The following is a 22,580-nucleotide window of genomic DNA, read 5'->3' as shown; positions in this document are numbered from 1 at the left end:
GGCGAACGCAAGCATTCTACTCCTTCCCCGTCTCATTCAATTGTCTCAATGACCTCCCCACTGCGCTTTGTACCCGTTTAACATATTTGTACCCGTTTGACATAAATGCAGGAATTTTGATTGAAATCTTTGTTTTTTCGCTTCCCCGTTGCCAAACATGAATACTGCAACCGGTTGACTTCAGCCTGTTTTCTGGCCACATCGTTTTCAATCCTGCCGGAAGCGTACGCGCTATCTACATCTACGCCCGTAAAGGAACCTGAAGCGACTCCGCTATTGGAAGAGATGACGATTATCGGCGAACAACTCCCGGCTAACCAGGTTACACCGGATGCGCTTCCAGGGTTTGTTTCAGTAATCCCCCGCGCCGAGTTCGAAGGGAAACTGGCCTCACTTCCAGATGTGTTAAAGAAACAAACCAGCATTCAGGTACGCGAGACCGGTGGTCTCGGGTCATTGTCTTTTATCTATTTGCGGGGATCCTCCTCACAACAGGTTAGCGTCTATCTTGATGGGGTTTTACTCAACAACATCGTCACCGGGTTGGTAGATCTAAGCCGAATATCCCTGAGCCAGGTTCAATCAATCGAGATCTATCGCGGCGCTCCGCCCGTTCAGTTTGGCCAATCAGTCATTGGTGGCGCTATCAATATCACCACGATCCACAATGACCATGAAAATTCAGGGGAAGTATCTCTCGGATATGGTTCATTTGGCCGCCAGAAAGCCGACCTCAGCCTCAATTACAGCCTGGACAGGTTATTGATCAAAGGCGCATTCGGCTATCAAAGCAGTGATAACGATTTCAAGCTCACAAACGATAATCTAACAGAATTAAATTCAAACGATGACAAAAATCAAAAGCGTAACAACGCCGCGGTTGAGATGTTAAATGGCCTGTTCGCACTGGACTATGCGGTAACCGATCAACAACAAATCAAGTTCGGTATTCAGCACTATAGTAAAAATCAGGAAATTCCGGATCGGGGCAACACCGTCGATAATAACGCAACCCTCGACTCCAGCCTGACCCAGTTAAATCTGAACTATATCGACAAACAGTTTGATTTTGCAAATTACACCGTCGGATTTGTGTACGCGCGCAACAAGGATCACTACGTCGATATCCAGGGCCGTGTCGGTATCGGCATCCAAAATGAAACATCCGTTACTGACTCATTTGGTATCGCAGTAAATGCGAATCGTCGGATCAGTAATCATTTGCTGGCCGTGATGACCGAGTGGCGTTACGACGACTATCTTAACAAGCAGGAAACCTTCACTCAGGGTCAACAGCATTTTAGCCGCCATTCACTCCTACTCTCACTACAGGATGAAATGGACTTCATGGAAAACCGGGGACTGCTGCAACTGGGAATACGGTTTCAAGATCTACAGGATAAAGGCGACCAACCCGTAACGGAAAACGACGGGTTTATGAAAAACCATGAAAACTATTTCTCCTGGCAGTCCGGCGTCAGGGTTGATCTAACCGACTGGTTGACCGTCAAGTCCAACCTCTCACGGGGCACACGGGTACCCCGCCTGTCAGAAAAATTCGGGGATCGAGGGCTGTTCAAAGGCAATCCGGATCTCGTGGCAGAAGAAGCCATTAACGCCGATCTTGGCTTCCAGGCCACATTTTCCCACAACAACCTCGGCGATTTATCTCTGGGCACTGCCTATTTTCAGCGATGGCTGGATAACGCCATCGTCACCACCTATGATTCTCAGGGGGTGGGAAAATACGAAAATATCAGTGCAGCCGTAATCCGCGGCATTGAGCTGGAAGCCCGCTACGATCCGGCCCACTGGCTCGCCCTGAACAGCAGAACCACAATTCAGGATACGAAAAACACCAGTAACATCACCGTCCAGAAAGGTAAAAACCTGGCAGGAAACCACGAACTGGCGCAGTACTTGTCACTGCTGTTTACCTATGATTGTTATTCCGCCCAAGTTGAATACGAACACGAATCAGGCGGTTTTTACGACAATACAGAAGCTGTGCCGATACCAGTCCGGGATCAAATCAATTTAACGTTGAAATGGAACGCAGCACCTCAGGGAAGAACCAGGCTGACGCTGGAAGTGAAAAACATCACTGATGAAAACTTTGAAGCGTTCAATGGTTACCCTAATCCCGGACGACATTTCCTGGCATCCGTATTACAGCGATTTTAGCTTTGACCCGCTCTGTTAACGTTGACGTACGCTGTTAACGCTGGCCAACGCTGCTAACTTTGACCCATTTTAAATATGAGACTTAACCATGACGATGAAAACACGCTCTAAAGTCACCACCAATGCTGCACGGTTGGCATTGCTCACCCTGCCACTGGCCTATTTGACAGGCTGTGGAGGTGACAGCTACAACACCATTACAGACCGGGTTGAAGCACCGGAAGTCGCCGTAATCGCGGCCATCGGGAATGATTTTTTATCCAGCAGCATCAGTATTGCCGAAAGCGTAGAACCCGGAGATATCGTTAATGACTATGCGGCTTCCGACCGCTCGGATATTGCCGTAGCCGCGCAGGGTAATTACTTTTACCGTATCGGACGATTCCAGCAGGACAATATCACCAAGTACCATTTCGATACGCCTGCTGTTGCAGAGTGGCAATTTTCAGTCAATTCAGAAGGTGAAAGTGGCAGCAACCCCTACGACATCGTTTTTGCCAGCGACAATAAAGCCTACGTTTTACGCTATGGCTCGAGCAAAATGTGGATCGTCGATCCATCGGTCAGTGCAGCGGATGAAGATCAGTTTAAACTGGGCGAGATCGACTTGAGCGCCTATGACTCAGCCGATGGCATTCCCGAGATGAATGCTGCCGTACTCTCAGACGGAAAACTCTATGTCACCCTGCAAGGGCTGGATCGCGCCAACGGCTATACCCCGGCACAGGCTTATCTGGTTGTGATTGATACCACCACGGACACCGAAGTGAATACTGGCAAAGGCGGCAACCTGCCGGGTATGCCGTTACAGGTCAAAAATCCGTACGACCTGGAACTCCACAATGGCAAGATCTACATCGCCGGTGCCGGAAATCTGTTCCCGACGGAATATACCGGTGGCGTTGAACGCATCAACCTGAGTGACTATTCCAGTGAATTACTGATCGATGACAGCAATGCTGTTGGCCAAATCACTGGCCTGGAAGTGGTGTCCGATAATCAGGCTATTATTCGTGCCTACGCCAGTTTTGGCAGTGAATCACTGTACACCTTTGACCTTGTCAATCAAACCCTATCTACTGCACCCTTTGCGGGTATTCAAGAACAAAACCTGAAATCCGTTGAGCTTGATCGGGAAGGTCGACTGTGGGTCGGCTTCGGGAGTGCAACGGCCCCCATGATTCAGATCCTCAATGTCGCAACAGAAGCTGTGGAGACAGAACTGGCACTGACCAAAGACCCGTCGCAAATCGTTTTTGTCGAGCGTGGCCAGTAAACCACAAAGGTCATGACTGAATTGCCAGAGCCTTCAACCGCCCCAAGCACTGCGTCAAGCGTTGCGCTTGAAGTTGCAGGCCTGTCATGGGGTACGAATCGTAAACAAATACTGGATGATATTTCGTTTACGATACCCCGGAACCAGTTCGTCGGGATTATCGGGCCGAATGGTGCGGGCAAATCTTCATTGCTCCGCTGCCTGTACCGCAAAACCCACCCCGATCAGGGCAGCATAAGCTACTTCGGCAAAGCCATCGGTCGCTACTCTCGCAGGGCATTGGCGCGGCAAATCGCGGTCGTACTGCAAGAAGCGCCCTCGCAATTTGATCTCAGCGCAGGCGACGTTATTGCCATGGGCCTGACCCCCCATAAATCACTGCTGTCATTCGAAAGCATGGAAGACCGTGAGCAGATCGTAAACGCTGCTCGCCAAGTCGACATGGAGCACCAGCTGCAACAAGAGTTCAATGCACTCTCGGGCGGTGAAAAACAGCGGGTCATGATCGCCAGAGCGATTGTGCAAAAACCATCCGTATTACTGATGGATGAACCGACGAATCATCTCGATGTACATCACCAGATTGAAGTACTCGAGCTGGCTCGAGCGATGAACATTACGGTACTTGTCAGTATCCATGACTTGAATCTTGCCGCCGCTTTTTGTGACCGACTCATCCTGTTGAACCAGGGTGCCATCGTTGCAGACGGCGCGGCAAACACCGTCTTGACCGAACACAATCTGGCGGCTGTATTCAATGTTAACGCACAGCTCGACCGCCATCCGTTTGCTGAACACCCGCGAATCACCTACAAATTTCGAGGCGAAGCATGATATCTCGCCGCCCCGTGCTGCTGATCGGGATCGCCATCGGCCTGCTTTTTGCCACTCTCCTGGCCGCCACCTGCAGCGGGAGTGTTGCGGTGAATCTGATGGATGTCCTGCGCAGTCTTTTCATCTGCCCCTTTCAGGACAACTGCGACGCACCGGAATTGACGCAACGGATCATCTGGGAAATCCGGCTGCCGCGAATTCTGATGGCCCTGATAACCGGAGCTGGTTTAGCGATTACCGGAGCCATGATGCAATCGGTCACCCGTAACCCTTTAGCAGACCCGTATCTTTTCGGTATTTCTTCCGGCGCTTCACTGGGTGCCTCGATTGTGATGTCCCTGGCATCCTCAATCGCGATATCCATTACCCTAGGGGCATTCCTGGGGGCAATGTTCTCTGTGATTTTGATGCTCGCGCTGGCGGGCCGCTCTGCTGCCATCGTGGAACGTCTGTTGCTGTCCGGTGTTGCGGTGTCCTTCATGCTGAGTGCATTCACCAGCTTGATTCTGTATTACTCAAGCCCGCAACTCGCGGCAACATTACTTTTCTGGATGATGGGCAGCTTTTCCGACAGCCAATGGCATGAACTCGCTCTACCCTGGGTTACGGTTCTAACGGGTACGATTCTGTTCCTGATTTTTCATCGCTGGATTGGCGTACTTCAGGCGGGTGATGAGAATGCCCATACTTTGGGTGTGCCGGTAAACCAGTTCAGGTTGCTAGTATTATTAGTCTGTGCTGCGATAACCGGCGTGCTCGTCGCCCATGTGGGCGGAATCGGTTTCGTAGGGTTGATGATTCCTCATATTGCCCGTTTTCTGGTTGGCGCACAGATCCACAGAATGTTGATCATGTGTATCTTCCTGGGGGGAACGTTTATGGTTTGGGTTGATATCGTGGCCCACTCAACCCTTACCAATCAAGTACTCCCAATTGGTATTGTAACCTCTACTGTGGGCAGTCTGTTTTTCTTTGTTATTCTCAAATATCGCAGCCGCAAAGATATAGAATAACCGTAAAGCTATCGAGTAACCGTAAAAATTGACTAGAAGCCAAGCCCACTTTAAATCAAACCCCGTATAAACACTGTGACACTGAAGTATCCAACCGTTTCTAACTGGTGAAATTTTAAATGATTCAACTCATTCTCGGCGGTGCTCGTTCCGGCAAAAGCAGCTATGCGGAGCACCTCGCCAAAATCAGCTCAAAACACGTGACCTACATTGCCACCGCCACAGCAGGGGACAAGGGGATGCAACAGCGAATAGCGCACCATCGGCAATCCAGACCATCGACCTGGACAACCGTTGAAGAGCCATTTGACTTAGCCAAACTGATTACGGACGCTTCAGCCAATAAGTCTGCAACGCCGGGCACAGCTCGAATAAAGCAGGATAGCCTGCTGCTCATCGATTGCATGACCCTGTGGCTCAGCAATTGGTTATGCAACGAAAACCTGGAACGTTGGCGTGACCAGCGCGATGCCTTTTTATCCGCACTGGAACTGTCCCAACAGGAACAGCCTGAAAAAGATATTATTATTGTAAGTAACGAGGTGGGCAGCGGTATTGTGCCAATGGGCGAGCTGAGTAGAACCTTTGCAGATGAGGCCGGCTGGTTGAATCAAGCACTGGCAAAAGTCGCGTCCCGAGCGGTTTTGGTCGTCGCTGGGTGTCCATTAACCCTGAAATCTGCACCAGGTCAGGATTAAATGATGAGATTGGTGATTTATCTGTTTTGCCTGTGTATTACCGCAACAGAAGTATTAGCACAGCCCGAGCCCGCAAAACGCATTGTGGCATTATCACCCCATTCGGTAGAGTTGCTATACGCAATTGGTGCCGGCCATACGATTGTGGGCACAGTCGAATTCGCCGATACCCCGCCGGAGGCACTCAACATTCCGCGACTCGGGAATTATGCCGGAATCCAGATCGAAAGGGTCGTCGCGGCTCAACCCGATTTGATTATTGCCTGGCGCACCGGGAACAAAACAGAGGATTTAACCAAACTGGAATCACTCGGCTACCCCATGTTTTTCACTCAACCTGAAACAGTCTCGCAAATTCCGATTGAAGTACGCAAGCTGGGGGCATTGACAGGCTATCGTGACAATGCAGAAGCGCTGGCTGAACAACTCACCACACGATATCAGAAGCTACTGTCAACCTATCAAAACCTGCGCCCCGTGCGCGTATTCTACCAGCTCTGGCATAACCCCATTCGCAGCGTCGGTCCGGGTAGCTGGGTGGATGGTCTAATTCGGGATTGCGGCGGCGAAAACATCTTCGGGAACGTCGATAATGACTACCCGATTGTTGCAAAGGAAACCGTGATCAGTCATAACCCCGAAGTCATTATCATCCCCGAACACAGTGGAACCCAAACAAGCCCGGGTTCCTTATGGGAACGTTGGCCGGAGATCGCGGCGGTTCGCAACGGTCGTGTGACCTCATTGAATGGCGACCTGCTACATCGCTTCACCCCACGCGCATTAGATGGCCTGGAACAGTTATGCCAGGCAATAGACAGGGCCCGCTAATAGCCTGCTTCATTGAGATACAGTGACCAGTTTGATTCGTACCTCTGCCACCGGGTATGCAAGCATATCAGGATATGGTACCACCCTCTCCCCTGTTCTGGATTCAATATCAGGGATGTTCAGGTAATCCAGCCAGACTTCCGGTATTCTCCAGCATCAGCGCCTGGATTTTCCCGGAATCCCAAAGTCGTTTAAATTCTGAATTGAAGCGAGATTGAAGCGCCTTACCTTGTGCATCACCAGAAAAACCGAAATAGGTATTCACTGCGAGCACGGATTTCTTGATTTTAAACGCACTCCCCAACCCTCCCTCGTCGATGTAAGCTTTCAGATCCTCCTCGTAATCCAGAATGGCAGACACGCGTCTGGCCTTGAGCATTTTGACCATATTGATCACTTTCGGCTGTTCAACATAGACCATTTTGATTTCAGTGACTTTATCAAAACCATACCCCAGTTTTGCAATAACCACTTCTCCCGTCAAAGATTCCGGCCCTCGCCATTTGCTCGCCAATTCTGGTGTTACCAATGCATCCACTAGATCACGTTCAACCACATACTGCGATAAACGGGCATCCGGTAACTCACCTTGGTAGATGCCCAACACAATATTCGCTTTATTGTACTCAACCAGGTACAACGACCGACTGTAAGGCACAATGGAAAACTCGAGATGGTATTGAGTTTCGGGATAGATGGCGCGAAGGAGATCAAAATAATAGCCCGTCCCATCCTGTTCGGCGTAGTTTTGCCATTCATCGGACACAACAGTGATTTTTTCGATCGCCATGGTCGCGGTAAACGGCAGCCCCAGTAGCAAAATCAGACCCTGCAATCGGATCAGGCCAGGAAACCGTATCTGGCCCGAAAACAACAGTACCCTCGACCAAAGCAAGGGCAGCAATCGTAAAGACAGGTTCATGGCATCGCCTCCAGACAAAGAAGGACGGGACAACGACAGACAGATCGATCACATCGCGATGGCAGACCTGCCCTTCATCATCAATATTGCCAGTATAGCCCATCCAGAGCCGTCAGAATGAAAACACCTCTAAAGAGGTAGAGTCAGGACATTCAGGTTGATCTGGGTACCACCGGACCTGCAGTCATGGGTGTTGTGTCAAAAGGACCGGGATTATACTCCGGCAACCAATTGGTATAAGGGCTCGGTACTAATTCGGCTCCCGCTTGCCATGCAATCAAGCCTGCAGTTCCCCAGTCTTTTTCAAAAGTATCGATAAACAACCCGGTATGAGCTTCACCTTTGACGATAATGCCCAGCTCACGATTAAAATTCAGCGAATTGCCGGAAATATTTTCCGACCCCATAAATGCAATCGCCTGGTCAGTGTTTGCATCGGCCAGCAGCACTTTGGCATGGATATACATAAAGTCAGGATTCGCAGGAAATAGCCGGATCTCCACATTGGCAGCACTCAATTGATCATAATGCTCGCTAAACTGGTAATATTCCTGCCCGCCGGACATTTTGGTGTTACCGGTTAACAGCACACGGATCTTCACACCACGGGACGCGGCCTGCACTAATGCTGCCACAATTTCGTCGTCGTTCATTTCTTCGTTGTACACGATCAGACTGTGTTGCGCCGCCGCAATCAGATCCAGATGAACCGGTCTGGCATTGCCTTGATCAACGGAATCAGCACCAAGATTTTCAGCACTAAACGCGTGATAAATCCCATCAGGAGGGTATTCCCCCGGTTTTGCCTGGGGCAATCCGGTCGTGCCATTACTCCAGACCAATCCATCCGTAGAATTTTTCAAGGGATTGACCTGAAACGGGCCCGCACAACTAAAGTCTGATGCAAACACACTGGCAATCTTCGCGATCTGCTCAGGTTCAGCGATCTGTGCCCCAAAATCACGGATCGGTAAATTAAGCTCAGGATAGGTCTCCCCCCAAAAAGCCCAGGGCATGGGGAACATTTGACCCTGACTAGACCGCATCCACGCGTATTGGCAAGTATTCAAACTGAGCACCAAAGCTTTTGCAGAATCAGGCAGCTCTGCAGCAGGCAGGCATTTTCCGTCTTTGAATGCATCAATGATGATCGTTTTCTGGTGAGTAATACTGAAATTATTTGAAGCCCAATGAAACGTTAAGCTGCCACTACCCGGAGCCTGGGTTAAGGACAAGATAACATTATAAACGTTGTCGTAGCGTTGATTGTTTAAATCATCGCCCGCAAAAAACTGGCCATTAAACATGATACGAATGGGCACGCCGTTTTTTTTAGCCTGAACCAGAGCCGATATAATGTCTGGCCCGCCCATTTCGTACATAGTAATATCGACAGAATATTTCGCCGAGGCAATCGCTTTACGAATAGTGTGACCACCATCTTCAGGCTCGGACCAGATGATTTCAGGATTTACACTTCCCCACTTCTCAATTGTCATAGGTTTTCCCTTGCAGCAGATTCCAATGTGGCTGATGTCAGCATGAGTGCCTTGACCGGTTTAGGTCCCACTCGCTATCACTTTAGGACAGTTACACTGTATTGCTGCATCTTGCTTCGTAACGAATTGTTTCTACGGCGCTGGCGGGCACATTTATAATACGTCAGCTGGTTTATGCGATCATTGAATGAACCCATTGCGCGCGCAGCCAATCAGGAAGATCGCAGCCTGCCTCGCCTATGTCGACTTGAACCCGATCCGCGCCGGTATTGCCGATTCACCCAAAACTTTCGAGCACACGTCGGTTCAGAAGCGTATCAGAGCGGCAAAATCAGACACACCTTACCAACCCGATTATCTATTGCCTTTCGTCGGCAACCCCAGAAAAAACCAACCGGACGGTCTTCAATTTCAATTACAGGACAAGTAAAAATCGCCAGCAAGACCCTCGGCCACGGGCGGATTTCGGGGTTGGCGCAGTGTCGAAGCTTGTTTCCAAGATAACCTCTCTTACTTATCAGACCGTCAAGCCACAACTCAACCGAGCAACTCGGGGACACTTTGCGCTCGGAATTTGCGATTTACCCACCTTTCAGCCCCACTCTAGCAGTCTCACAACGGTAATTTTCTGTTTGACCCGTTAATTGCGTCCGATCTGGTGCTGAGCAACACCTCATTTTGCGTAATTCGTTGTTTGCAGAATACGAGTTGGTGTCCTGCTTATGTCCATTTCCTCCAATTAGCGTGGGTGTCCAGCTTTTGTGCTGAGCGACACCTCATTTTGCGTAATTCGTTATTTGCAGAATACGAGTGGGCAGAATACGAGTGGGTGTCCTACTAATTCCTGCGCTATAGTTACCTGTTAAGCTAACCGACTTATCAGACTTAATGTGTTTTTAACCGTTGGCTCTGATGATTCCATCGTCAATAATCCAGGCAATATGTTTACAAAATCTGGACTTGAGTACAATTTACCTATCTCGTCCGCAAGGTAATCTTTTAGCTCAACCGACGCCTCGAACAATTCAATCACCAAGTTATCGCGATTTTCAATGACAAACAGTATGTCTTCCAAATCATGACAAAAGTAGTCACCTTTTCCTCTGGATTTGAACGCTTCCATCTTGGTTGCCAAAAAATAGGGAGCGGAAACAACATTAATATCGATACCCATCGGTAGCTTTATAGTCTCAGCGGTATTTATCGCCTCAATGTACCATCGATTGGTGAATCCTAATATTTCCTCGGAAGTGGGCATTACATCCACTTTTACTTTTCCGTGGGTTTTCGGCGCAATCCAGCGACAAATTATCGCCTCATCAGAGACATCCTCTTTGAATCCTTTAGCCCTTAACCTTTCACAAAAGGAGTAATACTGACTTCGGGTCATAATATCGAGTATAACGTCAATATCCTCGGTTTGTCTGACACCAGAATATGCTTGCTCGGGAACCAGCAACATCGTAGTGGCTCCTCCCACGAAAGTGACTTCTTTCCGCAGATCACCTAAAGCATGAGCCGCAAATTCAAGGTTAGCTATATTATTGGCATAGGGTCGACTCATGTTCTTACATTTTCCAGCTTTTTTTCTAACATTTCTTTTGCGATGGATAGCTCTCTCGGTTTTCCTCCGCGCAATACATCTATCAAAGAGCAAACCTCATACAGCCACTTATCACTTTTAGAGGCGAATGCAACAGATTGATGGAATGGTTGAATAAATTCGCCTTCTCCTTCCCCAGTGCTATCCTCCCATACCCATCCAGGGCTAGGCGCCATCATTTCGGAGCTTAACAACTTACAATTCCATCCAGTTGGTACCCCCCTACCGTAACCTGAACGGACTATTGGCAGGTAATAACAGATTCCGTGAATTAGCCATTCTTGTACATTCTTTTTTACTGGATATATCAGGCTATCATGGCGATGCAACAATCTTGAAGATTCCAGACGCTTCACCGAACGACTAACCTCCGCTAAACTTATACTTGTGAAATCACTTATGCTTCGATAGCTGGAAACATCAGAAATATCTCTACCACTCAGAGCCAATTGCATTTGATTGGCGAAGAGGGAGCAGTACTTCAACGCGATCAATGTATCTTGAGGCTTTAACATAACAATCGTTTCTTGTTTCGGAACAAGAAACACTTATTTCACAAATACCCACAAATGTCAACAAATTCTTAACAGAACACCCACGTAAAACCTTGACCTCCCCCTAAAAAACTGTATATTCAACCAGATAAAACTCTCTTCAACGGAACTGAAGACATGCCCAAACCAACACATCTTAACAGGACACCCACTTAAAACCTTGACCCATCCTCAATATACTGTATATTCAACCAGACATAACTCTCTTCAACGGACCTGAAGACATGCCCAAACCAAGGAAAGCCCAGATTTCACTCGACGCAACACCCTATTATCATTGCATTTCCCGCTGCGTGCGCCGCAGTTTCCTCTGTGGTGTCGATCAATATAGCGGCAAAAGTTATGAACATCGGAGACAATGGGTCGAGGATCGATTGATCCTGCTGGCGCGTACCTTTGCCATTGATGTTTGCGCCTTTGCGGTCATGTCTAACCACACCCATACGGTGCTTCGAATCAATCAAACAAAAGCCGAGAGCTGGAGCACTAAAGAGGTTGTTGAACGCTGGCATCGCATTTACGCCGGAACAACAGTCTCCAAACGTTTTTTATCCGGTGATACATTGCTCGAATGTGAGCTTCATCATCTCCACAACCTGACTCAGCGCTGGCGAGCGCGTTTACAGGATATCAGCTGGTTTATGCGATCATTGAATGAACCCATTGCGCGCGCAGCCAATCAGGAAGATCAATGTACCGGGCGATTCTGGGAAGGCCGGTTCAAATGTCAGGCGTTGCTGGATGAACAAGCACTAGCGGCCTGCCTCGCCTATGTCGACCTGAACCCGATCCGCGCCGGTATTGCCGATTCGCCCGAAACCTCCGAACACACGTCCGTTCAGAAGCGAATCAGAGCGGCAAAATCTGACACACCTTACCAACCCGATTATCTATTGCCTTTCGTCGGTAACCCTAGAAAAAACCAACCGGACGGTCTTCAATTTCACTTACAGGATTACCTGGAGCTGGTGGACTGGACCGGGCGAATTCAACGGGATGACAAGCGCGGCGCGATATCAACAACCCTGCCACCGATTCTACAGCGCTTGAACATCAGCGAAAAACAGTGGATACAACTCACCGGAAAAATGGAAACCTTGTTTCCTACCTTCGTTGGCCGTGCTAAACAAGTAAAAATCGCCAGCAAGACCCTCGGCTACCGGCGGGTCTTGGGTTTGGCGCAGTGTCGAAGCTTGTTTCCGACATAACGTCTCTTACTTATCAGACCGTCAAGCCACAACTCAGCCGAGCAACTCGGGGACACCTTGCGCTCGGAATTTGCGATTTACCCGCCTTTCAGCCCCACGCTAGTATTCTCACAACGGTAATTTTCCGTTTGACCCGTTAATTGCGCCCGATCTGGTGCTGAGCGACACCTCATTTTGCGTAATTCGTTATTTGCAGAATACGAGTGGGTGTCCTGCTTGTTTTTGTTTCCGACATAACCCCCCCTTACTCATCAGACCGTCAAGCCACAACTCAACCGAGCAACTCGGGGACACTTTGCGCTCGGAATTTGCGATTTACCCACCTTTCAGCCCCACTCTAGCAGTCTCACAACGATAATCTTCTTTTGATCCCTTAATTGCGCCCGATCTGGTGCTGAGCGACTCCTCATTTAGCGTAATTCATTGTTTGCAGAATACGAGTGCGTGTCCTGCTTGTTTTTCAATTTCACTTACAGGATTATCTGGAGCTGGTGGACTGGACCGGGCGAATTCAACGGGATGACAAACGCGGCTCGATATCAACGACCCTGCCACCGATTCTACAGCGCTTGAACATCAGCGAAAAACAGTGGATACAACTCACCGGAAAAATGGAAACCTTGTTTCCCACCTTCGTTGGCCGTGCTAAACAAGTAAAAATCGCCAGTAAAACCCTCGGTCACCAGCGAGTTTCGGGGTTGGCACAGTGTCGAAGCTTGTTTCCGAAATAGCGTCTCTTACTTATCAGACCGTCAAGCCACAACTCAACCGAGCAACTCGGGGACACTTTGCGCTCGGAATTTGCGATTTACCCACCTTTCAGCCCCACTCTAGCAGCCTCACAACGGTAATTTTCTGTTTGACCCGTAAATTACGCCCGATCTGGTGCTGAGCGACACCTCATTTTGCGTAATTCGTTGTTTGCAGAATACGAGTGGGTGTCCTGCTGACAACTCAACCGAGTGCAGAATACGAGTGGGTGTCCTGCTTGTCCCGCTCGGAATTTGCGATTTACCCACCTTTCAGCCCCACTCTAGTAGTCTCACAACGGTAATTTTCCGTTTGACCCGTTAATTGCGCCCGATCTGTTGCTGAGCGACACCTCATTTTGCGTAATTCATTGTTTGCAGAATACGAATGGGTGTCCTACTAATTGCTTAATTGCTAGCAGTTTCACAACGGTAATATTCAGTTTGACCCGTTAACAGAATACGAGTGGGTGTCCTACTAATTCTGGTGTCCCGCTTACCACTTTCTTGTTCAATCCGTTTTTTGAAAATTATGAGTGGGTGTCCTGCTTGTCCCATAGTGGATGCAACTCACAGGAAAAATGGAAACCTTGTTTCCCACCTTCGTTGGCCGTGCTAAACAAGTAAAAATCGCCAGCAAGACCCTCGGCTACCGGCGGGTCTTGGGTTTGGCGCAGTGTCGAAGCTTGTTTCCGACATAACCCCTCTTACTTATCAGACCGTCAAGCCACAACTCAACCGAGCAACTCGGGGACACTTTGCGCTCGGAATTTGCGATTTACCCGCCTTTCAGCCCCACTCTAGCAGTCTCACAACGGTAATTTTCCGTTTGACCCGTTAATTGCGCCCGATCTGTTGCTGAGCGACACCTCATTTTGCGTAATTCATTGTTTGCAGAATACGAATGGGTGTCCTGCTTATTTCGTTTTTTGCGTAATTCGTTGTTTGCAGAATACGAGTGGGTGTCCTACTAATTGCCACTCTAGCAGTCTCACAACAGTAATATTCAGTTTGACCCGTTAATTGCGCCCGATCTGTGCTGAGCAACACCTCATTTTGCGTAATTCGTTGTTTGCAGAATACGAGGGAATACGAGTGGGTGTCCAAGTTATTTCTCGGTGTCCTGCTAATTCACCACGCCCGATCTGTTGCTGAGCGACACCTCATTTAGATACGAGTGGGTGTCCACGTTATTCCCTATTCCCTGTTTGCGTACCATTAACGAGTGGGTGTCCCTCTTATTTCCCCTGATCAGCCTTCACGATAATTCGAACCGCTTCTGACTTTGAACGTTCCTGGTGAAAATCAGTTACGCGCGCTTCAATCTCTATATTGCTACCGATTTGTTCTTCGACGATGGGCAACTCGAAAGTTTCAGTGCGAATTGATGCTTTCGAAGATCCACTCACGCTGGTTTCCGCCTCGGTAATGAAGCGCGACGCTGTAATCTGTCCATCAACAAGGAGCTCAATCTGTGTACCCATAGCTAACGTATCATCGGTAACTTGAACATCAATTGTCACAGTCTGACCCACCGTTGCAATGGAATCTGCTGCCGGTGACATAATTGACGCGATGGGAGGCGTGTTCTCGACCAATTTAACCAGTTTGACGTTAGAGTCTCGAAATTGCTCTTTGCCATTATGTATGCGAGCGGACAGGGAGAGTGTTGTCTGAGTTGTAGATATCCCGGGGGCACTGATTTGCGCCTGCCAAACTTCAAAAAGCTCAGTCAGTTCCGGACCCTCAGATGAAATACGTTTATCGAACGTTGGATAATAGCTTTCGCCTACTTTGATCCCATCTGCGAAAAATTCAACGTAAGCAATACCGCTGCGGGTGGCGTTATCAGGAATAATCCCCAAGTTGTGGCTGACAGCAAGCTGATAAGAGGTGTTTTCGACGATTCGTGTATTTTCGCTGGGTTTCTCAAAATTGAACTCGGGGATATTGTCTGTTTGCTGATCAACAACCGTCACGCTGACAACTTCAGACTCCGTTTCCTGACCCGAGGTATCAAACACATGTGCTCTAAGCACCAATGTCTGCCCCAAGAGGAGCTCAGAAACTGGGAGTTCCAAGGCATAAGGTGGTACCTCACGACTTCCTGCGACTTCTCCGTTGACAAAAAACACCACCTTTTCGACACCTACATCGTCTTCAGTCTCAGCCAGGATTGTCAACGTACTGTCTACTTCAACTTGATCAGGTACATCAAGCTCAACTGAAGGTTTGGCATCAATCGCAATTATATCAACAATTGCCTCTATCCCTGCATAATCCGACAATGAAATTTTCACCTGCAACGGTGCCGCTTCGGATATTGCCAAAAGTACTCGAAACCCCTTGCCTTCAACAAACTCCAAGATGCCTTCAGCTGAATCTGACAACTCAACCGTTACCGTACGGGACACATTGAGGGGGGCTTTACTCCCGTCATCAAAAACAGCAAGTAAAGGAGGTATCGAGAAGAAGCTATTTAGCGACTCAAGGATAAGAGGCTCACCAGCTTCAATGCCATCCAATTCAACGCCTGTGAGTACTTTAGTAAAATCCACTGAAACAGGAATCGTGACCGGCTCAACCCCGGGATAGGTAACAACAATATCAACCGGCCCAATGGTCTCTTTTAGGGGATAAACCCGACCATCATCACCGACATAGACCGTATCGGGATCACTACTGGCATAGCTAATCCCTTGACCGGCACCAGGCACAGGTGTGGGACCACGAAACTGGTAGTCTAAAGTAGGGATCAGTACAGCTTCCTCGAGGGCATTGCTGAATAAAATTGTCGATGGAGCCACGCTCATCGATTCTACATTCTCCTGAACGTCATCTCCCACGAAAAGAATCTCAGAAAGAGACATTTGATTACCACTTGCATCGATTGCATAGGCATCAAGTAACACCACAGTATCATGTGCTATCGCATCTGCATCTAACGATGTCGTTACAGGGATACGAAAGCTGAATTCAACTTGATTATCTGTATTCGGGTAACGCCGAAGCACCCCTTCGGAATGTGCAAAGGCCTGCTGCTTTGCTTTTTCAACAACCCCGCCACTGGATCTTAGAATCGAAGCACGAACCCCAACCGCCTCCATCGAAACGAAAGATATATCAATATTATCAGCCACTTCCAGAACAATATCTAAAAATTGATTACCCTCAAGCTCGGTGATAGCGAGCCGACTTACCACCATGGTGGGCCGGGTATTTTCTACTGAAAAAATTTCCGAGTAATCCTGTACTTCTCCTGTCGTATCTGTGGTAGATACGTTGGGCTCAAACTTTCCTGATCCCGTTATTTTGAATGGAACTTCACAAGCGGACGGATTATTTGATATTGGTGCAGCTTCGGATGGCGAAATGGTTTCAAAAGACGATGGATCCCCCACACGAATAGCAATTAGATTTCGACAATCAGAAATGCGCGTAATGTAGGAAACAGACTCAGACGAGGAATTAATTGGAGAGGCAGAACGGATATCAATACTCGCCTGCAATGCCGTATTAAAGGCGATCAATAATAACAGAAGTCCATATCTTATTTGACACGACATTTTCGTCAACTCCAACATCCTTTTCAGAAAATCCTGCCCGATCAGAATTCAACAGGCAGAGGGTAATGCTATTTAACACTGAGTACGTTGAACGGGAATAGGCACTCCTACCCAACCTGTAACTCGAAATGCTCTTCAGTTTAATAACGAAACCAAAAACCGGCAATCTAAATAGATTACGAATAACAATTCTCGACACAAACCTCTATTAAAGTTCGTTTTCCTGAATTGTCAAAAACCCTAAGTTTATCGTTAGCCGAACAATTTGCAACCAAATATTTGACTTAGATGTCAAATTTTGTGAAACAGCATTACCCTGAGTAACACCAGACTTCCACGCAGTAACATTTTTGATTATTATGTCGCCAAATTATTTCATATTTATTGTTCATACAGAATTCATGCAAGCGCGGCTTGCTAATTATATAATTGGGATTTAAATCTCGACGACTATACAAGGGAGATAGCCGTGAAACACTCCAGCTTGAAATGGATTGCCAGAGTAGCGTTATATATCGCTCTCACATTACCAGCCACACTCTCAGCAAACACTGTTACCACAGTTATCTTATTCAGCAACCACACAAACGATACACTTAATGAAGCGAAATCATTTGAGCTTCTCGCAGACTTACTGGCTGCCGACTACAAGACTGAAAGCCAAAAAGGCCAGCAAGAAAACAGCCTGGAAGCGCAAGTATCCCGTTTTTTAAGCACCCACGGAGAAATACCTACAGACGCTCTCGTGATTATCAGTACTAGCACAGCCAGCATCCTGCACAGCACTGAAGAATTTAAAACAAATAATCTTACAAACAAAACCACACTCAAAACCAATGCAACAGACGTAATCAAACAACTACAGCGCTTAACGAAACGAGGCGCAAAACAGGTCATACTGGTAAATGCTTCAGACCCAGTCGATAGCACACAAACCACCACCAAAGTAAGATCGAATAAAGTTAATGTACAAACTAAAATATTTAATCAGATTCTGAAAAGTAAACTGAAGCAGGCAAAACTCGATGATCAACACCTTGATCACGTGTCATATTTTGATAAATTCACCCTAACTAAAGCAATCACAAGCGAGACCGGCAACGGCGAGTGGAATGCCAACAGCGGTCACAGCGCTCTATCCCATCGAAAAATTGAGTATCTGGCTATTGCCATGCTTGATAGCCTAAAGTTCAAGGAATAACGCTTCACCACAACTTGCAAAACATCACATTATTTTGCGACGCTCCGACAGGCTTTCAATTCGAGCCAACACAGCTTGAAATTAATCAGCCAAGCATCTCAAACTTAAAACAATAGTGGATTGCTTCCAAGGGTGGTCGGTAGTCGGCCACTGCAAGCGGAACGGGCAGGAATCTGTGCACCTCAAAATCAACTCCTTAAACAGAGCCTCCATGCACGAATAAAAATTTTAAAACTTAACGGCCTGTAGCACTGCACAGTTGAAACTCAAACTCAATGGGTACAACTGGGTAACCAGTATTGATAAATCGCAGATACAGAGTTGACACAATAACGAGATTCGGAGCTTCAACAACAGCAGCTTTAATCGCAAGCCAAGCTGAGCCTAATGGCGCAATCCCTTTGATTAAATAATGGGGCTTTATTGAGGAGAATCTGGAATATACTTGAAAAACAAAACCAACACTTGGAGTTTGTTGATTTTGGTAGGACCAGGCGGATTCGAACCGCCGACCTCTACCATGTCAAGGTAGCGCTCTAACCAACTGAGCTATGGTCCTGCTGCTGTAGCGGGTGCGTAATGTAACAAAGAGATTTACGCAGTGCAACTATAATTTTGGTATTTTTTTAAATATCTTGCTAATCGATCAGTAAACAAGCACTTTGAATTGAATGCACAAAAAAAAGAGGTGTTCGGCACCTCTTTTTTTTGTGGTTCTGGTGTGTTTTATCTGGCTACACTTGATAAAACTCGCGATACCACTCTACAAAGCGCGCTACGCCGTCTTCGATTACCGTGGCGGGCTGATAATCTACGTCTGCGATCAGGTCATCTACATTGGCGTAAGTGTCTGGAACGTCTCCCGGTTGCAGGGGTAGCAAGTTCTTTTCCGCTTTTTTGCCAAGACACTCTTCCAGTATCTCAATATAACGAAGCAACTCTACAGGACGGTTACTCCCAATGTTGTAGATGCGGTACGGAGCCTTGCTGGTACCTGGATCAGGCTGCTTGCCATCCCAGTTTTCATTAGGCTGTGCAACGTTATCCAGGGTACGGATTACACCTTCCACAATATCATCGATGTAGGTGAAATCACGACGATGATTACCATAGTTGAATACATCGATGGGGTCGCCTGCCAGTATCTTCTTGGTGAACAGGAAGAGCGCCATGTCAGGTCGACCCCAGGGTCCATAGACGGTGAAGAACCGCAGCCCTGTTGTTGGCAAATTGAACAGATGGCTGTAGGTATGGGCCATCAACTCATTGGCTTTTTTTGACGCCGCATACAGGCTGACGGGGTGGTCTACATTGTCATGCACGGAAAACGGCATTGACTCGTTTGCCCCATAAACCGAGCTGCTTGAAGCATAAACCAGATGCTCTACATTGTTATGGCGACATCCTTCGAGAATGTTGGTAAACCCGACCAGATTTGCGTCGATATAAGCATGAGGGTTTTCCAAGGAGTAGCGTACACCAGCTTGTGCAGCCAAATGCACGACTCGATCCGGCTTGTGCTCTTCAAAAATCGCCTGCATACGATCCCGCTCTTCAACGCCGACTCGCAAGTCTGTGAACTTGTCATACGGCTCCAAGCGTTTTAATCGTGCATATTTCAGGTTTACGTCGTAATAATCATTCAGATTATCAAGCCCGACAACTTCATCGCCTCGCTCAAGAAGACGAATGGCGAGTGTCGAGCCAATGAACCCTGCGGTCCCGGTTACAAGTATTTTCACAACTAACCTCTACTAACCTCTAACTTGATCAAAAGACCAGCCCCAGAGAGAGATAGGGACCTTTCAATTCAGCGTCAACAGCAATATCGTTGACATCGTCCAAGTCCGCGGATAACACCCGATAACCCAGTTCAGCATGCAAAAAAGCGATACGCATGCTGCCCTTTGCGGAAACATCATACAGCGTATTGTCCCCAATCGACATCGCACTAGCCTCAACACCGAATGCGAGAGATGGAGGAAGCGCGATCTCCGCAGCGCCATATAACATCGGAACAAATTCGTCTATTTCTTCTTTGACGATTTTAGTATTACTCGAGCCCGCCGCGGTATCGGTTTGACGGATAATCAGTTGTCCATCAAAGATCTTGACTTGAACCCCCACATCCAACGAGACGACATTGTCCAAGACTTCATAGTACAAAATCAAATCAGCGTGAGACAGATCCAAATCGGTACTGACGTTGCCATCGAAATCGACATTCTTGAGGGTCGTATTCACTGCACCGAAGTCCACAAGATTGATATCCGAGTATCGCAACTTCCCATTAGGCAACACCGGGATCGGGTGCTCCAGATAGGCAAAGATCGTAAGCCCCAGGTCATCACCAATGCCGAGATCATCAGCGATATCGATCGGATCACCTCCCGATCGTATGGTACCCGTTGTATCGTAGTACCACCCCATTGTTCCTGCGCCTACACCCAGCGTGTCTGCACTGACTGTTACCGGGTTGAACAGACATGACCCAGCTACCAGCATTAACGCGCCGGAAAACAATCCACATTGTTTCACCATCTAACTCTCCTCAGAATGGCTGTCCTGTACGAATATCTAAAATCTTGATTTCGGGCAGTTACAAGAACGCAGTCCCTGCTCGGATTAGAATGTAATTCCGAGCCTGCGTCCAACCTCTTCGTATGCCTCGATGACACCGCCGAGACTCTGACGAAAACGGTCTTTATCCATTTTTTCTTTTGTTTCTTTATCCCAGATTCGACAACCGTCAGGGCTGAACTCATCGCCCAACACTATTTTTCCATCACTCAGGCCGAATTCCAGCTTGTAATCAACGAGCAGCATGCCCGCCTGATCGAACAACGCTTTCAGTACGTCATTTACTTTGAAGGTCAACGTTTTCATTTCGTCTATTTGTGCTTGGGTTGCCCAACCAAAAGACAGCGCGTGATGTTCGTTTACCATGGGATCATGTAACGCATCATTTTTCAGAAACAACTCAAAAGTGGGTGGTGTAAGCGCCATCCCTTCTTGGACACCTAGGCGCTTTACCAGACTACCGGCTGCAAAATTTCGAACAACACACTCCAGCGGGATCATATCGAGCTTTTTCACTACAGATTCAGTATCGCTCAAAAGGCATTCGAAGTGCGTAGGGACACCCGCTTTTTCCAGCTCACTCATGATAAAGGCGTTGAACTTGTTGTTCACCATACCTTTACGATCCAACTGCTCGACCTTTTCACCGTCGAATGCAGAAGTATCATTACGGAATAACATGACAAATTTATTAGGGTCTTCCGTTGTGTAGACCGATTTTGCTTTGCCGGAATAAAGCTCTTCAAGCTTTTTCATTTACTTAGCTCCACTTACACTAGGGCGCACTGCCGCTATTTAAGCAACATGTTCGAATAATAAGGTCAATAGTTTGAGACGGTCCGGTCTCGACATGGAACGCTCCCCTCGATCAACATGGACTTTGATGTACTCTTGAGATCGATCCAATATCACACGATGATTATACTCGCGTTTGAGTTCATCATCACAACTCCATCGGTACCACGGGCAATCCGTGCTGTCTTCATCTTTATGGTAAAGGTAGAAAATTCCTGCACTACGATCCTGGTCCACGATAAATATTCCGGATTCCCGCAGGGAACGGGACATGACGTTCCAGGCTCTATCATATTCCAGATCCAGTTTTATAAAAGCTTCGGCATCACCTTCCGAGACCAGCGTGACTTTAGAGGGCCCGCCAATTTTGTTAGCCAATAAAGAGAAGGACTTGGAGTCTTTGTTGAGTTCCATGAAGTCTTTTAAAGACGCCAGTACGTTTTTCTCGGGTTCCAGGCTGGACGTTTCGCCCGGCCATGGCAACAATTTACCCAAAGCACCCTCACGCCCCAATACTCTCACCTGAACTTCCGAGCTGTTTCGCTTGACACCTTGAGACACTTTAAACAAGAGTATGGTAAACGCAGCAGAGTCAATCTGATCAGCCGCACCAATCTGCGCAAGCCAGAGTCCGGAGTTCGCCCCCTGCTCGAGTGGCATGGACTGGATTAACCCCAGCTCCGCATTATCAAATAGCGCGCTCGCTCCTTTTGAAACCAGAAACTTTTCTATCATTGGCCATGTGCGGCCCGGCGTGTCGTTGATCAACAACCAGATCTGTCCATCCACTTCTTCCAAAGCAAACTGAGAATCAAGAATCTCCGCAGTACGATCAGGAGGAAGCGGCAATTCGAAATCACCTGTGGGCTTAACTTGGTTATCAATTTTCGGAACAGGATAAAGCGGGCGAATGGTATCGTCCTGGTACCATTCAGGCACCACAAGTGATTTACCCTCGGAGACTTCCCGGTAGTCGTCAGAGCGATCTCGAATAACACCACAGGCACTCAATACCGAGATAAAACAGACAGTTAAAACCAAACGGCTGGCAACTTGCATGAAAAGAT

Annotated in this window: 20 protein-coding genes and 1 tRNA gene; 11 read left to right on the top strand and 10 right to left on the bottom strand. The window is 47.8% G+C overall.

Annotated elements, in window-relative coordinates; translation table 11 throughout:
- The first annotated feature begins 120 nt into the window (after nucleotides 1-120).
- The 6 genes from OLMES_RS12770 to OLMES_RS12745 all read left to right on the top strand — a co-directional run bounded on the left by OLMES_RS12770 (nucleotide 121) and on the right by OLMES_RS12745 (nucleotide 6,836).
- On the top strand, nucleotides 121-2,184 hold the full coding sequence (locus tag OLMES_RS12770; RefSeq protein ID WP_087461607.1) for a TonB-dependent receptor plug domain-containing protein: 2,064 nt from the start codon (nucleotides 121-123) through the stop codon (nucleotides 2,182-2,184).
- An 88-nt stretch (nucleotides 2,185-2,272) separates the two neighbouring features.
- Nucleotides 2,273-3,460 carry an NHL repeat-containing protein gene (locus tag OLMES_RS12765; RefSeq protein WP_087461606.1) on the top strand — a complete coding sequence of 396 codons (1,188 nt, stop codon included), beginning with the start codon at nucleotides 2,273-2,275 and terminating at the stop codon, nucleotides 3,458-3,460.
- Nucleotides 3,461-3,472: 12 nt separating this feature from the next.
- Nucleotides 3,473-4,294 (top strand): ABC transporter ATP-binding protein, encoded by an 822-nt coding sequence (locus OLMES_RS12760; protein ID WP_087461605.1) that lies wholly within the window; start codon nucleotides 3,473-3,475, stop codon nucleotides 4,292-4,294.
- Entirely contained in the window at nucleotides 4,291-5,307 is a 1,017-nt protein-coding gene (locus OLMES_RS12755) for a FecCD family ABC transporter permease (RefSeq protein WP_087461604.1), read from the top strand. Before OLMES_RS12760 ends, OLMES_RS12755 begins: the two co-directional genes overlap by 4 nt.
- A 119-nt stretch (nucleotides 5,308-5,426) precedes the next feature.
- A complete protein-coding gene (gene cobU, locus OLMES_RS12750) occupies nucleotides 5,427-6,005 on the top strand; it encodes a bifunctional adenosylcobinamide kinase/adenosylcobinamide-phosphate guanylyltransferase (RefSeq protein ID WP_087461603.1) in 579 nt (192 codons plus the stop codon).
- The gene (locus OLMES_RS12745) at nucleotides 6,006-6,836 is read left to right on the top strand and encodes a cobalamin-binding protein (RefSeq protein WP_087461602.1); all 831 of its coding nucleotides are present in this window, start codon (nucleotides 6,006-6,008) and stop codon (nucleotides 6,834-6,836) included.
- A gap of 109 nt (nucleotides 6,837-6,945) precedes the next feature.
- On the opposite strand, the gene OLMES_RS12740 is transcribed toward OLMES_RS12745, so the two are convergent.
- Nucleotides 6,946-7,758: a substrate-binding periplasmic protein gene (locus tag OLMES_RS12740; RefSeq protein ID WP_087461601.1), complete on the bottom strand. Its 813-nt coding sequence runs from the start codon at nucleotides 7,756-7,758 to the stop codon at nucleotides 6,946-6,948.
- Between OLMES_RS12740 and OLMES_RS28850 the strand changes: the two genes are divergently transcribed.
- The gene (locus OLMES_RS28850) at nucleotides 7,757-7,879 is read left to right on the top strand and encodes a hypothetical protein (RefSeq protein WP_269767752.1); all 123 of its coding nucleotides are present in this window, start codon (nucleotides 7,757-7,759) and stop codon (nucleotides 7,877-7,879) included. The genes OLMES_RS12740 and OLMES_RS28850 overlap by 2 nt on opposite strands.
- A gap of 31 nt (nucleotides 7,880-7,910) precedes the next feature.
- Here the strand turns inward: OLMES_RS28850 and OLMES_RS12735 are convergent, their stop codons facing one another.
- Nucleotides 7,911-9,257 carry a phospholipase D-like domain-containing protein gene (locus OLMES_RS12735; protein ID WP_087461600.1) on the bottom strand — a complete coding sequence of 449 codons (1,347 nt, stop codon included), beginning with the start codon at nucleotides 9,255-9,257 and terminating at the stop codon, nucleotides 7,911-7,913.
- 187 nt (nucleotides 9,258-9,444) lie between these two features.
- Between OLMES_RS12735 and OLMES_RS12730 the strand changes: the two genes are divergently transcribed.
- Nucleotides 9,445-9,687 (top strand): hypothetical protein, encoded by a 243-nt coding sequence (locus OLMES_RS12730; protein WP_087461599.1) that lies wholly within the window; start codon nucleotides 9,445-9,447, stop codon nucleotides 9,685-9,687.
- Nucleotides 9,688-10,119: 432 nt separating this feature from the next.
- Here OLMES_RS12730 and OLMES_RS12725 read toward each other — a convergent pair whose 3' ends face one another.
- Together OLMES_RS12725 and OLMES_RS12720 are read right to left on the bottom strand one after the other, a co-directional pair.
- Nucleotides 10,120-10,821: a nucleotidyl transferase AbiEii/AbiGii toxin family protein gene (locus OLMES_RS12725; protein WP_087461598.1), complete on the bottom strand. Its 702-nt coding sequence runs from the start codon at nucleotides 10,819-10,821 to the stop codon at nucleotides 10,120-10,122.
- Nucleotides 10,818-11,375 carry a hypothetical protein gene (locus tag OLMES_RS12720; protein ID WP_087461597.1) on the bottom strand — a complete coding sequence of 186 codons (558 nt, stop codon included), beginning with the start codon at nucleotides 11,373-11,375 and terminating at the stop codon, nucleotides 10,818-10,820. The genes OLMES_RS12725 and OLMES_RS12720 overlap by 4 nt, the downstream gene beginning before the upstream one ends.
- A gap of 263 nt (nucleotides 11,376-11,638) precedes the next feature.
- Here OLMES_RS12720 and OLMES_RS28595 point away from each other — a divergent pair, with 263 nt between their 5' ends.
- Together OLMES_RS28595 and OLMES_RS12710 are read left to right on the top strand one after the other, a co-directional pair.
- Nucleotides 11,639-12,622: a transposase gene (locus OLMES_RS28595; protein WP_087461596.1), complete on the top strand. Its 984-nt coding sequence runs from the start codon at nucleotides 11,639-11,641 to the stop codon at nucleotides 12,620-12,622.
- A 440-nt stretch (nucleotides 12,623-13,062) separates the two neighbouring features.
- Nucleotides 13,063-13,353 (top strand): hypothetical protein, encoded by a 291-nt coding sequence (locus OLMES_RS12710; protein ID WP_087461595.1) that lies wholly within the window; start codon nucleotides 13,063-13,065, stop codon nucleotides 13,351-13,353.
- Between the two features lie 1,256 nt (nucleotides 13,354-14,609).
- Here OLMES_RS12710 and OLMES_RS12705 read toward each other — a convergent pair.
- Nucleotides 14,610-16,937, bottom strand: a complete 2,328-nt coding sequence (locus tag OLMES_RS12705; protein WP_157678288.1) for an Ig-like domain-containing protein — start codon at nucleotides 16,935-16,937, stop codon at nucleotides 14,610-14,612.
- 469 nt (nucleotides 16,938-17,406) lie between these two features.
- On the opposite strand from OLMES_RS12705, the gene OLMES_RS12700 reads away from it, so the two are divergent.
- Nucleotides 17,407-18,138 (top strand): SGNH/GDSL hydrolase family protein, encoded by a 732-nt coding sequence (locus OLMES_RS12700; protein WP_087461593.1) that lies wholly within the window; start codon nucleotides 17,407-17,409, stop codon nucleotides 18,136-18,138.
- 482 nt (nucleotides 18,139-18,620) lie between these two features.
- On the opposite strand, the gene OLMES_RS12695 is transcribed toward OLMES_RS12700, so the two are convergent.
- From OLMES_RS12695 to bamC, 5 genes are all read right to left on the bottom strand, one after another.
- Nucleotides 18,621-18,697, bottom strand: a tRNA-Val gene (locus OLMES_RS12695).
- A 175-nt stretch (nucleotides 18,698-18,872) separates the two neighbouring features.
- Nucleotides 18,873-19,880: an NAD-dependent epimerase gene (locus OLMES_RS12690; RefSeq protein ID WP_087461592.1), complete on the bottom strand. Its 1,008-nt coding sequence runs from the start codon at nucleotides 19,878-19,880 to the stop codon at nucleotides 18,873-18,875.
- 28 nt (nucleotides 19,881-19,908) lie between these two features.
- Complete coding sequence (locus OLMES_RS12685) at nucleotides 19,909-20,679, bottom strand: TIGR04219 family outer membrane beta-barrel protein (RefSeq protein WP_087461591.1); 771 nt, start codon at nucleotides 20,677-20,679, stop codon at nucleotides 19,909-19,911.
- Nucleotides 20,680-20,763: 84 nt separating this feature from the next.
- On the bottom strand, nucleotides 20,764-21,474 hold the full coding sequence (gene purC / locus OLMES_RS12680; protein WP_087461590.1) for a phosphoribosylaminoimidazolesuccinocarboxamide synthase: 711 nt from the start codon (nucleotides 21,472-21,474) through the stop codon (nucleotides 20,764-20,766).
- A gap of 39 nt (nucleotides 21,475-21,513) precedes the next feature.
- Nucleotides 21,514-22,572 carry an outer membrane protein assembly factor BamC gene (bamC, locus tag OLMES_RS12675; protein ID WP_087461589.1) on the bottom strand — a complete coding sequence of 353 codons (1,059 nt, stop codon included), beginning with the start codon at nucleotides 22,570-22,572 and terminating at the stop codon, nucleotides 21,514-21,516.
- Nucleotides 22,573-22,580: the final 8 nt, after the last annotated feature.

The sequence above is a fragment of the Oleiphilus messinensis genome (assembly GCF_002162375.1).
In the GTDB taxonomy this organism is placed as follows: Bacteria; Pseudomonadota; Gammaproteobacteria; order Pseudomonadales; family Oleiphilaceae; genus Oleiphilus; species Oleiphilus messinensis.
The sequence above is the reverse complement of the archived record's forward strand: the minus strand, read 5'-3'. Positions and strand labels throughout refer to the sequence as shown.

Excerpts from the sequence above, each read along its gene's own strand:
- OLMES_RS12765 (WP_087461606.1), top strand. The coding sequence starts at position 2,273 with ATGACGATGAAAACACGCTCTAAAGTCACCACCAATGCTGCACGGTTG.
- OLMES_RS12760 (WP_087461605.1), top strand. The coding sequence starts at position 3,473 with ATGACTGAATTGCCAGAGCCTTCAACCGCCCCAAGCACTGCGTCAAGC.
- OLMES_RS12755 (WP_087461604.1), top strand. The coding sequence starts at position 4,291 with ATGATATCTCGCCGCCCCGTGCTGCTGATCGGGATCGCCATCGGCCTG.
- cobU (WP_087461603.1), top strand. The coding sequence starts at position 5,427 with ATGATTCAACTCATTCTCGGCGGTGCTCGTTCCGGCAAAAGCAGCTAT.
- OLMES_RS12745 (WP_087461602.1), top strand. The coding sequence starts at position 6,006 with ATGATGAGATTGGTGATTTATCTGTTTTGCCTGTGTATTACCGCAACA.
- OLMES_RS28850 (WP_269767752.1), top strand. The coding sequence starts at position 7,757 with ATGGCATCGCCTCCAGACAAAGAAGGACGGGACAACGACAGACAGATC.
- OLMES_RS12740 (WP_087461601.1), bottom strand. The coding sequence starts at position 7,758 with ATGAACCTGTCTTTACGATTGCTGCCCTTGCTTTGGTCGAGGGTACTG.
- OLMES_RS12735 (WP_087461600.1), bottom strand. The coding sequence starts at position 9,257 with ATGACAATTGAGAAGTGGGGAAGTGTAAATCCTGAAATCATCTGGTCC.
- OLMES_RS12730 (WP_087461599.1), top strand. The coding sequence starts at position 9,445 with ATGAACCCATTGCGCGCGCAGCCAATCAGGAAGATCGCAGCCTGCCTC.
- OLMES_RS12725 (WP_087461598.1), bottom strand. The coding sequence starts at position 10,821 with ATGAGTCGACCCTATGCCAATAATATAGCTAACCTTGAATTTGCGGCT.
- OLMES_RS12720 (WP_087461597.1), bottom strand. The coding sequence starts at position 11,375 with ATGTTAAAGCCTCAAGATACATTGATCGCGTTGAAGTACTGCTCCCTC.
- OLMES_RS28595 (WP_087461596.1), top strand. The coding sequence starts at position 11,639 with ATGCCCAAACCAAGGAAAGCCCAGATTTCACTCGACGCAACACCCTAT.
- OLMES_RS12705 (WP_157678288.1), bottom strand. The coding sequence starts at position 16,937 with ATGTCGTGTCAAATAAGATATGGACTTCTGTTATTATTGATCGCCTTT.
- OLMES_RS12685 (WP_087461591.1), bottom strand. The coding sequence starts at position 20,679 with ATGGTGAAACAATGTGGATTGTTTTCCGGCGCGTTAATGCTGGTAGCT.
- purC (WP_087461590.1), bottom strand. The coding sequence starts at position 21,474 with ATGAAAAAGCTTGAAGAGCTTTATTCCGGCAAAGCAAAATCGGTCTAC.
- bamC (WP_087461589.1), bottom strand. The coding sequence starts at position 22,572 with ATGCAAGTTGCCAGCCGTTTGGTTTTAACTGTCTGTTTTATCTCGGTA.